This is a genomic window from Stenotrophomonas sp. YJH_SMC_119, assembly GCF_059368315.1.
The window spans coordinates 51,696-64,508 of sequence record NZ_JCAFRP010000010.1; the positions used below are offsets into that span (position 1 = coordinate 51,696).

Below are 12,813 nucleotides of genomic sequence, written 5' to 3' on the forward strand. Positions count from 1 at the left end.
CAACCTAACATCCCGCTCGTTGGCAGGGCGTGGATTAGCGACGCCACCAGGGCTGCAGCAGCCTGTCGAGCGATCGTGCCTGCGAATCCAGCTGCGGTCCCAGTGCCGCCTGTACCTCTTCGACCATCCTGGCACGCTCCTCGGCGACGATGCGACGCAGGTCTTCTGCGGTCACAGCGCTCTGTTCGGCGCGTTCCCGCTGCTGCTGCACCTGCTGCTCCGCCTGCCGAACCAGCTCCCGGCCATCACGCACGTCCTGCTCCAGTTGCAGGCAACGCTGCTGCAGCTCGTGGCCCAGCGTTCCGAGGCGGTTGACCTCGTTGCGTGCATCCATCAATCCTGCATTGACACGCTCCACCTCTTCGGCACGCTTGATGTTGCTGCCCAGTGTGTCGAACAGGCGATTGATCGGAGCAAAGTCGCCTGCGGCCGCGCGCGCTGCCAAGTCCGCCAACGCGGGAACACGCTGCTTGCCGACCAGCAGTACCCCCAGACCATGGGTATGGGTGAACTCGAATGCCGGGTACTGCTGGCTGATCTCGCTCCAATACTGCCAGACGCCAAAACCACGCTCGCGAACGCAGGTATCGTGGAAGATCACCACCGCCCGATCGGAGAGCTTGGGCAGCCACGTTTCAAAGTCCTCACGGACCGCTTCGTAGGTGTGCAGGCCATCGATGTGCAGCAGATCGATCGAGCCGTCGGCAAAATACGGCAGGGCTTCATTGAACCGCATCCGCAGCATCTCGGAGATGCCGGCATAGTTGCGCTGCTGGTACTCGCGCAACGCATTGTAGATCTCGTCGCCATAGTAACCGGCGTGCTCGTCCCCTTCCCAGGTATCGACCGCGAAGACCCGTGCAGTCAGCCCCTGCTCCTGCACCGCCTGGCAGAGCGCGAGGAAGGAGGAACCGCGATGGGTGCCCAGCTCGACGATCGACTGCGGCTGCAGCTGCTCGACCAGCCACGAGGCAAAGGGAATGTGACCCAGCCACGCGCTCAGCGACAGTTCGCGCGGGGAGATCAGCATGCTGTTCGACAGCGGAAAATCGTTCATGGGACAGCCGGTTTCTTGAGAGATGTTCAGAGAGTCAGGGCGCACTGGCGGCGGCGATGAAGGCTTCAACGTCACCGCTGCAGAGCAGCGATTCGAAGGCGCGGATACGGTCGATCGGCCAGCTCCACCAGGCAATCGCACGCAGGCGGGCGATCGTCGGCTCGTCGTATCGGGTACGCACCACCTTCGCTGGATTGCCAGCAACGACGGCATAGGCCGGCACATCGCGCGAAACCACGGCGCCAGCACCGATGCAGGCACCATCGCCCACGGTCACGCCGGAAACAATCATCGCGCCATGCCCGATCCAGACATCGTTGCCGATGCGCGTGGGGCCCTTGGTGTGCGGGTGCCCATCGTGGCCAGCACCGGGGGAGTTCAGCGCGATGCGCAACGGATAGGTCGTTACCCAATCCAGACGGTGCTCGCCGCCCCCAAAGATCACTACGTCATCGGCGATCGAACAGAACGCCCCGATCTCGATGCGTTCACCTTCCGACCATACCTTCAGTTGCGGAGAACCATAGGTGTATCGACCGACGCTGATGCGCGGGTCGGTACTGGCCAGTGGTGGAATGAAGCCGTGCGCTTCGGTCACCGTCGGTCCCTGCGATGCGCTCACTGCGGCTCTCCTGTCGGCTGCGGCTGACGCGTGCGGACCATGGTCACTTCCTCGAACGGGATACCGACCAGGCCATAACGCAGCTTGGGCGAGGCCACCCGGATCAGCACCGCATCATGCAGCCAGGCGTGCTGGGTGTTGGTGTACGGGTCGCCTTCGGCGATCGAGACGGTCATCGAGTACTCGCCGTTGGGCAGCAGCGGCAGAGTGAACCGGAACGACGCTTCCAACCCGGTGCCACCCTCCACTTCCATCGGCGGCTGGATATAGGTGTAGGTGTGTTCACCGAACAGCGATTGCCCAAGGCGATCCTTGACGAAGAATCCGATCAAGGGACTCGTCAGGGGATCATGCGCGGTCGCGCGGATTTTCAGCACGACATGCTCGCCACCGGCAAACGTCGTGAAGGGCTCACCGTCCTCGTTGCACAGGGTGACCGAGTCGATGCTTGCCACGCCGGACTGCCAACCGGCTGAATTGGCAACGTTGTCGAACAGCTCGACCTTCAGGTCCTTCTCGATCCGGGCTGGCGACGGAGTGCCAGGCGATGCCTCCGCGGCACGGGCAGCGGCCTGCCGTGACTGCAGCTTGACCGTATCGCCATACACTTCCTGCGAGCAGTATTCGATGTAGGCGTTGCAGGTTTCCTGCGCAGTGCCATGCATGCGCATGTCGCCACGATCCAGCCAGACGGCGCTCTGGCAGAAGTTCAGCACGGAAGAGGTGTCGTGACTGACGAACAGCAGCGTGCCGTTCTCACGGAACTTGCGCAGGTAGCGCATGCACTTCTGCACGAAGATCGCGTCACCGACCGCCAGCGCTTCATCGATCACCAGGATATCGGCATCGACATGCGCGATCACCGCGAACGCCAGGCGCACGTACATGCCGCTGGAGTAAGTCTTGACCGGCTGTTCGAGGAAGTCGCCGATGTCGGCGAATGCCACGATATCGTCATACTTGCGATCGATCTCCTCGCGCGACAGGCCCAGGATCGACGCGCTCATGTAGACGTTCTCGCGACCGGTGAACTCCGGATTGAAGCCTGCACCCAGCTCAAGCAGTGCGGCCACGCGACCTCGAACGGTCACTTCGCCGTGCGTCGGCTGCAGCGTGCCGCAGATGATCTGAAGCAGGGTCGACTTGCCGGAACCATTGCGGCCGATGATGCCCACCGTGTCGCCACGCCGCACCTCGAAATCGACGCCTTTCAGCGCCCAGAACTCACGGTAGTACATGCCACCAGGACGCCCCAGCAACCGCGACAGTCGCGGCAGCACGGCCTGCTTCAGACGGTCCTGTGGCTGCGAGTACACCTGGAAGCACTTGGTGACACCGGAGACCCGGATCGCCAGATCATCAGGCTCACGCACAGGTTCATTAGATGACATCGGCGAACCCCCGGCGCATTTTGTGGAAGCAGACATAGCCCAGCCACGCGACCACGGCGGCGAAAATGGCGTACTTGCCCAAGCCAATGAAATCGGGCGCCTTGCCCCAGATCAGCACTTCCCGCGACTGCTCGATGATGAACGTGAGTGGATTCAAGTAGATCCACTTGCGCATGTTCTCCGGCAACGCGTGCACTGGATAGAACACCGGCGCGAGGAACAACAGCACGGTAGTGAAGATGCCGGTCATCTGGCCGATGTCGCGCACGAACACGCCCAGCGCCGACAACAGCCAGGCAAGGCCCATCGTGAACAACACCAACGGGAACACGACCAGTGGGAAGTACAACGCGGTGACGGGCAGAACGCCACGGATCAGCAGTTGCGCCAGCAGCAGCACCACCAACGTCACCAACGCATGGAACAACGCGGCTCCCATCGCCACCCAGGGCAGCGTGTCGAGCGGAAACACCACGCGTTTGACGTAGCTGGCATTGCCGACAATCAGGCTGGGGGCACGATTGACGCACTCGGCGAAGATGCCGTGCACCAGGATGCCCACGAACAGGATGATCGCGAAGTCGCCCTTGTGCGCCACGTCGCCGCCCCATCGGGCATTGAAGACCACCGAGAACACGAAGGTATATACGGCGAGCATCAACAGCGGGTTGAAGAACGACCACGCCAAACCCATCAACGAGCCACGGTAGCGGCTGATGACTTCGCGTTTGGCCAGCTGGTAGATGAGTACGCGGTTGCCGAGAAAACTGCGCACCATCGCCAGCGGCGAAACTGATGTGTTGGCGGACGACACGGTCATCGGATTCACGCAGCAGTACCCGCCAGCGCCCTCTCCAGATCCACCTGCAGATCCCCCAGATCCTCCACCCCCACGCTCAGCCGCACCAGCGCATCGCTGATCCCCAGCTGTTCCCGCCGCGCGACCGGAATCGAGGCATGCGTCATCACCGCCGGATGGTTCACCAGGCTCTCCACACCGCCCAGCGACTCGGCCAGGGTGAACAGCTCGGTCTTCTCGCAGAAGCGCTTGGCCGCCTCGAAACCGCCCTTCAGCACGATCGAGACGATGCCGCCGTAGCCAGCCATCTGCCTGCCCGCCAGCTCGTGCTGCGGGTGCGACGGCAGGCCCGGGTAGATCACCTTCTCCACCGCCGGGTGCTTGTCCAGCCACTGGGCCAGGGCCAGCGCGTTGGCGCAGTGCGCCTTCATGCGCAGCGGCAGGGTCTTCAGGCCGCGCAGGGCCAGGAAGCTGTCGAACGGGCCCTGCACGCCACCCACCGAGTTCTGCAGGAAAGCCATCTGCTCGGCCAGTTCGGCGTTGTCGCCCACCACCACCATGCCGCCGACCATGTCCGAGTGGCCGTTGAGGTACTTGGTGGCCGAATGCAGGACCAGGTCCGCGCCCAGTTCCAGCGGGCGCTGCAGCATCGGCGAGGCGAAGGTGTTGTCGACCACCACGATCAGGCCATGGCGCTTGGCGATGGCGGCCACCGCGGCGATGTCGACGATCTTCAGCATCGGGTTGGTCGGGGTCTCGATCCACACCATCTTCGTCTTCGGCGTGATCGAGGCTTCGAATGCCGCCAGATCGGTCAGGTCGACGAAGCTGAAATCCAGCCCGGCGGTGCGGCGACGCACGCGCTCGAACAGGCGGAAGCTGCCGCCATAGATATCGTCCATCGCCACCACGTGGCTGCCGGCGTCCAATAGTTCGATCACGGTCGAGCTGGCCGCCATGCCCGAGGCGAAGGCAAAGCCACGTGTACCGCCTTCCAGCGACGCCACGCAACGCTCATAGGCGAAGCGGGTCGGGTTGTGGGTACGCGAGTACTCGAAGCCCTGGTGCTCGCCCGGGCTGGACTGCGCATAGGTCGAGGTGGCGTAGATCGGCGGCATCACCGCGCCGGTGCTGGGGTCGGGCGATTGGCCGCCGTGGATGGCCAGCGTGGCCAGGGCCAGGGCGCGATCCTGGGAAGTAGCGTTGGACATGTTCTTTCCTGAGGGGCGCCGACACGCGGCGCCATCGAAGGTGCGGAAGTCTACCAGCGCGGCCTTAACGACCTTTGACGCGGATAAACCGGGATTCAGCAGCGAACGTCTGCGATCAACGGCTTACTGCACGCGACGGCGCAGATAGTTCAGCAGGTCGATACGGGTGATCAGGCCCAGGAAAGCGTTGCCGTCCATCACGATCGCCACCTGGCCGCGGTCGAACACCGGCAGCAGCGCCTCGATCGGTGACTTCACGTCCAGCCGGTCCAGCTTGCTGACCATCGCCGTGGCGACGGTGTCGCGGAAGCGCGCTTCGTCACCATAGACGTGCAGCAGCACGTCGCTTTCGTCGACGATGCCGACCAGCTGGTCACCGTCCATCACCGGCAGCTGCGACACGTCGTACAGCTTCATGCGCTGGTAGGCGGTGGTGAGCAGGTCGTTCGGGCCGATCACCACGGTGTCGCGCTGGCCGTACGGGCGCAGGATCAGGTCGCGCAGGTCACCGTGCTGCGGGCGCTCCAGGAAGCCGTTGTCCAGCATCCAGTAGTCGTTGTACATCTTCGACAGGTACTTGTTGCCGGTATCGCAGACCAGTACCAGCACCTTCTTCGGCGTGGTCTGCTCCTTGCAGTACTTCAGCGCAGCGGCCAGCAGGGTGCCGGTGGACGAGCCACCGAGGATGCCTTCCTTGCCCAACAGCTCGCGCGCGGTGTGGAAGCTCTCGGCATCGCTGATGGCGTAAGCCTTCTTGACGCGGCTGAAGTCGGAGATCGACGGTAGGAAGTCCTCGCCGATGCCCTCCACCAGCCAGCTGCCCGACTTGTCGTTGAGCACGCCGTCATTGATGTATTCGGCCAGGATCGAGCCGACCGGATCGGCCAGCACCAGCTCGGTCTTCGGCGACAGCTTGGCGAAGGCACGCGACAGGCCGGTCATGGTGCCGGAGCTGCCGCAGCCGAACACGATGGCGTCGAGGTCGCCGCCCATCTGCTCCAGGATCTCCGGGCCGGTACCGAATTCATGCGCGGCCGGGTTGTCCGGGTTGCCGAACTGGTTGATGAAGTAGGCGCCCGGGGTCTGCTCGGCGATGGTCTTGGCCAGGTCCTGGTAGTACTCCGGATGGCCCTTGGCCACGTCCGAGCGGGTCAGGCGGACTTCGGCGCCCATCGCCTTCAGGTTGAAGATCTTCTCGCGGCTCATCTTGTCGGGAACGACCAGGATCAGCTTGTAACCCTTCTGCTGCGCGACCAAAGCCAGGCCCAGCCCGGTGTTGCCGGCGGTACCCTCGACCAGGGTCGCACCCGGCTTCAGGTCGCCGCGCTGCTCCGCCGCCTCGATCATCGACAGGCCGATGCGATCCTTGATCGATCCACCCGGGTTGGCGCTTTCGAGCTTCAGGTAGAGCTCGCAGACGCCGGTGTCCAGGCGCTGGGCCTTGACGATCGGGGTCTGGCCGATGAGTTCGAGGACGGAAGAATGAATGGGCATTCGGAGGACTTTCGGTTCGCGCCGCAGGGGGCCGGACCGATGATTATCCGTCGGATGGCGATGAATGTCAGGTCGGCGCGGAGACGGGCCGCAAGCCCGCAGAAAGAGATGCGGACGGCCCCGGATCGACGAGGAGACCGGTACCGCCCGCATCGGTGAGTTGTGCCTGCAGGCCAAGGCACCACCGCCTGTGGTGCCTTGGCGCGGCCGCCTCATCGGCGGTGCCGCGATGCCGGGGCAGGAGCGCCCGGCGGGGCCATCGATGGCCGGGTCACGCCGTTCCGGGCGTGACGGGGTGCGTCAAAGCGTGGGGGACGTCGTTGGGAGCGGTGTTTCGTACATTCGCAGAAGTCGTTGCTTGGCCAGCAGCTTCTCGCGCTTCATGCGACCCAGGGTGACATCATCGATCGGGAGTACACCCAACTCCGCGTCCATGCACTTCTTGTTCAACTTGCGGTGCTGGTCATGGAGCGCCCTGAACTCCGGATCACGCGCGCGACGTGCGTCGATCTCGCTCTGGGGCTGATCTTCAAACATGATGGACCTCCTTCGACAGATACACGAACGCCCCGGCCGCAAGGCACGGGGCGTTGTTCATGGAGGAGCGCCGGTCGATGGCCACCTGGACGCCTGCAACGACCTGCGGCACTGGCCTGCGCACGTCGATCTGCTGCGGTTCGCGCCCTGCTTGCATCGGCCCGGCCCTCCCATCGTCCGGTCCGCGGCATTGCGTCCCGGACGATTGACCCTACGCCTGCTCAAGGCGGGGTACAAGACCCCTGCGGCAAAAAGACCGAACCCCGCCGGGGCGGGGTTCAGGCTGAATGCTCATCACAACGAAAAACAAACAATATCAAGCAATTACGGGGCGATGATGACCTCGGCTGAACGTGCCTGGGTGGAGGCCGCCTTCTTGCCGGCAAGCTGGATCCGGTTGCTCGCGACACCCGCCGCAACCAGGGCATCGCGCAGGGCCTCGGCACGCTTCTGGCCTACGCCGTTGGCACTGTCGTAAGCCTCGATGCGCAGGCGGCCCTTCTTGCCGATGTTCAGGTATTCGGCCAACGCCTTGGCCTGATTGCGGGCGCCGCCGGACAGGCTGGAGGCGCCGGCGGCAAACGCATCGCCACGGAAGGTGAAGACCTCGCCGCGGCCATCGAACTTCGACCCCGGCAGCTTCTGGCCGGACACCAGCTCGGCTTCCTCGCGGGCGAGCTTGGCGGCGTTCTGCTGGGCGGCGCTGAGGCGCTGCTGCTGCTTGCCGGCGACGCTGGTCAGGGCGTTCTCGGCGTCCTGGCGGGCCAGGGTCTCGGCCTCGGCGGCCTGGCGCAGGCGTTCAGCCTCCTCGGCCTGCATCTGTGCCTGCATGCGCAGCTGTTCGGCTTCCTGGCGGGCACGCGCGGCGTCGCGGCGGCTGGCCTCGATCAGCAGGTCGCTGCGGGTCCGCTCCAGGCGGTCGACCTCGCGGGCGGCCAGCGCGGTACGCACGGCCGTCTCGGCGATCTCCACCCGGCGCTCGGCCAGGTAGGTGGCCAGCTCCTGGTCGCGGCGCTTGGCCTTGTCCAGGGTGGCGATGGCCTGCTGGGCCTGCATGCGCTCGAAGGCGCCCAGCTCAGCGGTATCCGGGTTGGCCTGGATGGCCAGCAGGCGCTGGCTCAGCTGCGCCACCATCGGGTTGTCGGCGGCCACGGCCAGGGTCGGCAGCGCCAGCAGCGCGGCCAGGGTTGCGGCAGTCATCGGCTTCACCGGCGATCCTCCCCGGTCGACAGCTGGCGTTGCAGCTGGTTGACCTCGTTGCGGCGCAGCTGCAGCTGGGCGGTCACGGTGGCTTCCTCGCTGCGCACGCGGGCCAGGTCGGCATCGGCGGCGGCACGCAGGGCCATGGCCGGGGCATTCTTGCGCTCGCGGCGGTCGCCGGCGGCGCGCTGGGCCTGCTCCAGCCCCTGCCGGGCCAGCCCGATCAGGTCCGGGGCGTACTGGTCGGCATCGGCCTGGGTGGCCTTGTCGACCGCCTGCCGGGCCTGGGCCAGTTCCATCGCGCCATCCTGCGCCCAGGCGGGGGCAGACAGTGCGAATGCAAACGCCATCACATACAGGCTGTGGCGCATTCGTGCGAAGCTAAGTCGTTTCATTGGGGAGGCCGTACCGGTTGTCGGTTCACGGCCATTGTCGTCAAGCCGACACCGTGCTGGCAACGGGCGTCGGCCGTTTCGTTGGGGAAAATTCGCAATGGATATCGGCTACTTCCTGAAGCTGATGACCGAAAAGAACGCTTCGGACATGTTTCTGACCACCGGGGCACCGGTCTACATCAAGATCGAGGGGAAGCTCTATCCGCTGGGCAACACCGGCCTGCCGCCGGGCATGGTCAAGAAGATCGCCTACTCGCTGATGGACGAAGGCCAGGTGCCGCAGTTCGAGCGCGAGCTGGAACTCAACATGGCCATCGCCCTGCCCGATGCCGGTCGCTTCCGCGTCAATGTGTTCAAGCAGCGCGGCGAAGTGGGCATGGTCATTCGTGCCATCCGCAGCCGGATTCCGAGCATCGAGGAGCTGAACCTGCCGCAGGTGCTGAAGGACGTCATCATGACCCCGCGCGGGCTGGTACTGGTGGTGGGGTCCACCGGTTCCGGCAAGTCCACCTCGCTGGCGTCGATGATCGACCACCGCAACAGCACCACCACCGGTCACATCCTCACCATCGAAGACCCGATCGAGTACCTGCACAAGCACAAGATGTCGATCGTCAACCAGCGCGAGGTCGGGCTGGATACCCATGCCTTCCACAACGCGCTGAAGAACGCGATGCGTGAAGCGCCGGACGTGATCCTGATCGGTGAAATCCTGGATGCGGAGACGATGGAGGCGGCGATCGCCTTTGCCGAAACCGGCCACCTGTGCCTGGCCACCCTGCACTCCAACAACGCCGACCAGACCATCGAGCGCATCCTCAACTTCTTCCCGGAAATCGCGCACAAGAACGTGCTGATGAACCTGGCGCTGAACCTGCGTGCGGTGATCAGCCAGCGCCTGGTGAAGAACAAGGAAGGCCGTCGCCTGCCGGCCACCGAAGTGCTGCTCAACACGCCGATGATCCGCGACCTGCTGCGTCGCGGCCAGGTGCACGAGATCAAGGCGGCGATGGAAGCATCGCTGGAAGAGGGCATGGAGAGTTTCGACCAGTGCCTGTTCCGGCTGGCCAAGGCCGGCACCATCGAGCAGGAGGAAGCGCTGCGCGCGGCCGACTCGCGCGATGGCCTGGCGCTGAAGTTCCGCCTGTCCGAAGGCAGCAGCGGCGAGCATGACCCGTACGCGGATTTCTCGGCCGGCGCACCCAGCATCACCCACGGCTTCTGACCGCACGAAAAAGGGGACGGAGGGGATTAAGTCGTATATGCACTTACGACTTGATCCCCTCCGTCCCCTTTTCCTGAAGAATTCAGGGGCCGTCTCATCCAATGAGACCCCTCATCCGTAGGTTTCCTCAATGGAAACCATCCGCAAGCTGGCCATTCTGGCCGATGCCGCCAAATACGACGCCTCCTGCGCCTCCAGCGGCTCGGGCAAGCGCGATTCGCGCGCCAGCGGCGGTATCGGCAGCACCGAGGGCATGGGCATCTGCCACAGCTATACGCCCGATGGCCGCTGCGTATCGCTGCTGAAGATCCTGCTGACCAACTTCTGCGTCTACGACTGCGCCTATTGCGTCAATCGCGTGTCCAGCAATGTGCCACGCGCGCGCTTCAGCGTGGACGAGGTGGTCACGCTCACCCTGGACTTCTACAAGCGCAACTACATCGAGGGCCTGTTCCTCTCCAGCGGCATCATCCGCAATGCGGACTACACCATGGAGCAGATGGTGGAGGTGGCCCGGCAACTGCGCGAAGAACACCGCTACGCCGGCTACATCCACCTCAAGACCATTCCCGAGGCCTCGCCGGAACTGCTGGCCAGCGCCGGGCGTTACGCCGACCGCCTGTCGATCAACGTCGAACTGCCGACCGAAGCCGGGCTGAGCGCCTTGGCGCCGGAGAAGACGGTGCACTCGATACGCGGCGCGATGGGCGAACTGCGTTGGCGCATCGAGGAAGCCAAGGAGGCGCGCAAGGCCCCCGCAGCGGTGGCGCCGACGGCCAGCCGCAGCGCACGCCCGCGCCCTCCCCGTTTCGCCCCGGCCGGGCAGAGCACGCAGATGATCGTCGGCGCGGACGGGGCCAACGACCAGCAGATCCTGGCCAGCGCCGACAGCCTGTACGGCAGTTACCGGATGCGCCGGGTCTACTACTCCGCGTTCAGCCCGATTCCCGATGCCAGCCGGCAGCTGCCGCTGCAGCCCCCACCCCTGCAACGCGAGCACCGGCTGTACCAGGCCGACTGGCTGTTGCGCTTCTATGGCTACGGCGTGGACGAGATCACCGACACCACCCAGGGCGGAATGCTCGATCTGGACATCGATCCGAAGATGGCCTGGGCGATCCGCCATCCCGAACGCTTCCCGGTCGATCTGAACCGTGCACCGAAGGAAATGCTGCTGCGGGTGCCCGGCCTGGGCGTGCGCAATGCAGAGCGCGTGCTGATGGCGCGCCGGCACGGGCGCCTGCGCGTGGCGGACATCGCCCGCCTGAAGGCGCCGATGAGCAAACTGCTACCGTTCGTGCTGTTGGCCGACCATCACCCGCGCAAGGCGCTGGATGACCCGGCCGCGCTGCGAGCACAACTGGCCCCGCCGCCGCGCCAGGGATCACTGTTCGATGCACCGCCGGCAGCCTGACGCGCCGCGCTGGTCGCAGCGGGTGGATCCGCCGTGGTCGCTGCAGGCCTGGCGCGACGGCGCGCGTGATGCGCTGCTGCGGAGCGTGCGGCCCGAGCAATTGGACTGGCTCGAAGGCGGCGAGGCATCGCTGCTGGATGCGCCGCCTGTGCAGCAGGCACCGGTGGCGGCACAGGCAAGCGTTCCCGGCGTCCCGCGCGAATTCCTGGAACTGGCCGACACCTGCCTGTGCCATAGCGAACCGCAGCGCCTGTCACTGCTGTACCGGCTGCTGTGGCGGATCACCCATGGCGAACGCACGGTGCTGACCAATCCCGCCGATGCCGATGTGCTGCGTGCGATGACATTGGCCCAGGCCGTCCGCCGTGACACGCACAAGATGAAGGCATTCGTGCGCTTCCGCGAGGTGCCTGGCCAACCTGATGCGTTCATCGCCTGGTTCGAGCCACAGCACCAGATCGTCGACCGGGTCGCGCCGTTCTTCGCACGCCGCTTCACCGGCATGCGCTGGGCGATCCTCACTCCTTCGCGCAGCGTGGCGTGGGATGGACAGGCGCTGACCTTCGGCCCCGGCGCACGCCGCGAGGACGCCCCGGCCGAGGATGCGCGCGAGGCCCTGTGGCAGACCTATTACGCCAGCATCTTCAATCCGGCCCGGCTCAACACCCGGATGATGATGCAGGAGATGCCGGCCAGATACTGGCGCCACCTGCCCGAGGCGCAGCTGCTGCCGCGCCTGGTGCGCGATGCGGGCGATCGCGTGCAGGAAATGCATGACCGGCCCGCGCAGGCACCCCAGCGCAGGATTCCCATGCGTGGGGACGCTGCGGCAGCGCGCCCAGATACCGCCAGCCTGCAGACGCTGCGACAGCAGGCCAGCGCCTGCCGCCAGTGCCCGCTGTGGGAGACCGCCACACAGACGGTGTTCGGCCAGGGGCCGGCCGATGCGCAGGTGATGGTGATCGGCGAGCAGCCTGGCGATACCGAGGATCTGCGCGGCCAGCCGTTCGCCGGCCCTGCCGGCCAGTTGCTGGACCGCGCATTGGCCGAGCTGGGAATCGATCGCGCCACGCTGTACCTGACCAACGCGGTGAAGCACTTCCACCATGAGCGACGTGGCAAGGTGCGGCTGCACAAGCGGCCGGAAAGCCGCCACATCCAGGCGTGCCGGCCGTGGCTGATGGGCGAGATTGCGCGCGTGCGACCGCAGCTCATCGTCTGCCTGGGCGCAACCGCGGCAGCCTCGGTATTTGGCCGTGATTTCAATCTGTCGCGCGACCGTGGACGCTGGCACACGCTGGAGGAAGGCACCCGCGGCTACGCCACCGTGCACCCGGCGTGGGTGCTGCGGCAAGGCGATGGCGCGCGCCGCGAACGGGCCTATGCACTGTTCCGCGATGATCTCGCGCAACTGCTGCAAAAAGGGGACGGAGGGGATTAAGTCGTGAATGCACTTGCGACTTGATCC

At 65.3% G+C, this 12,813-nt stretch carries 12 protein-coding genes; 3 read left to right on the forward strand and 9 right to left on the reverse strand.

Annotated elements, in window-relative coordinates:
- Positions 1-34: 34 nt before the first annotated feature.
- From AC5P6S_RS15165 to AC5P6S_RS15205, 9 genes are all read right to left on the reverse strand, one after another.
- The gene (locus AC5P6S_RS15165; protein ID WP_012479058.1) at positions 35-1,057 is read right to left on the reverse strand and encodes a class I SAM-dependent methyltransferase; all 1,023 of its coding nucleotides are present in this window, start codon (positions 1,055-1,057) and stop codon (positions 35-37) included.
- Positions 1,058-1,091: 34 nt separating this feature from the next.
- On the reverse strand, positions 1,092-1,679 hold the full coding sequence (locus AC5P6S_RS15170) for a CatB-related O-acetyltransferase (protein ID WP_012479057.1): 588 nt from the start codon (positions 1,677-1,679) through the stop codon (positions 1,092-1,094).
- The gene (locus tag AC5P6S_RS15175) at positions 1,676-3,070 is read right to left on the reverse strand and encodes an ABC transporter ATP-binding protein (protein ID WP_012479056.1); all 1,395 of its coding nucleotides are present in this window, start codon (positions 3,068-3,070) and stop codon (positions 1,676-1,678) included. Before AC5P6S_RS15175 ends, AC5P6S_RS15170 begins: the two co-directional genes overlap by 4 nt.
- Complete coding sequence (locus AC5P6S_RS15180) at positions 3,060-3,890, reverse strand: ABC transporter permease (RefSeq protein WP_012479055.1); 831 nt, start codon at positions 3,888-3,890, stop codon at positions 3,060-3,062. The genes AC5P6S_RS15175 and AC5P6S_RS15180 overlap by 11 nt, the downstream gene beginning before the upstream one ends.
- A gap of 5 nt (positions 3,891-3,895) precedes the next feature.
- On the reverse strand, positions 3,896-5,080 hold the full coding sequence (locus AC5P6S_RS15185) for a cystathionine gamma-synthase (RefSeq protein WP_282255381.1): 1,185 nt from the start codon (positions 5,078-5,080) through the stop codon (positions 3,896-3,898).
- 123 nt (positions 5,081-5,203) lie between these two features.
- Positions 5,204-6,574 (reverse strand): pyridoxal-phosphate dependent enzyme, encoded by a 1,371-nt coding sequence (locus tag AC5P6S_RS15190; RefSeq protein ID WP_005407965.1) that lies wholly within the window; start codon positions 6,572-6,574, stop codon positions 5,204-5,206.
- A gap of 300 nt (positions 6,575-6,874) precedes the next feature.
- Positions 6,875-7,111, reverse strand: coding sequence for an HP1242/YdcH family protein (locus AC5P6S_RS15195; protein WP_005407964.1), 237 nt, complete (start codon positions 7,109-7,111; stop codon positions 6,875-6,877).
- Positions 7,112-7,435: 324 nt separating this feature from the next.
- A complete protein-coding gene (locus tag AC5P6S_RS15200) occupies positions 7,436-8,320 on the reverse strand; it encodes an OmpA family protein (RefSeq protein ID WP_099484605.1) in 885 nt (294 codons plus the stop codon).
- Positions 8,317-8,682: a DUF4398 domain-containing protein gene (locus AC5P6S_RS15205; RefSeq protein WP_005407961.1), complete on the reverse strand. Its 366-nt coding sequence runs from the start codon at positions 8,680-8,682 to the stop codon at positions 8,317-8,319. The genes AC5P6S_RS15200 and AC5P6S_RS15205 overlap by 4 nt, the downstream gene beginning before the upstream one ends.
- A gap of 121 nt (positions 8,683-8,803) precedes the next feature.
- On the opposite strand from AC5P6S_RS15205, the gene AC5P6S_RS15210 reads away from it, so the two are divergent.
- The 3 genes from AC5P6S_RS15210 to AC5P6S_RS15220 all read left to right on the forward strand — a co-directional run bounded on the left by AC5P6S_RS15210 (position 8,804) and on the right by AC5P6S_RS15220 (position 12,786).
- Positions 8,804-9,931, forward strand: coding sequence for a PilT/PilU family type 4a pilus ATPase (locus AC5P6S_RS15210; RefSeq protein WP_495204656.1), 1,128 nt, complete (start codon positions 8,804-8,806; stop codon positions 9,929-9,931).
- Positions 9,932-10,061: 130 nt separating this feature from the next.
- Positions 10,062-11,345 carry a putative DNA modification/repair radical SAM protein gene (locus AC5P6S_RS15215; protein ID WP_005407960.1) on the forward strand — a complete coding sequence of 428 codons (1,284 nt, stop codon included), beginning with the start codon at positions 10,062-10,064 and terminating at the stop codon, positions 11,343-11,345.
- Positions 11,326-12,786 (forward strand): UdgX family uracil-DNA binding protein, encoded by a 1,461-nt coding sequence (locus tag AC5P6S_RS15220; RefSeq protein WP_049418958.1) that lies wholly within the window; start codon positions 11,326-11,328, stop codon positions 12,784-12,786. The genes AC5P6S_RS15215 and AC5P6S_RS15220 overlap by 20 nt, the downstream gene beginning before the upstream one ends.
- Positions 12,787-12,813 lie beyond the last annotated feature (27 nt).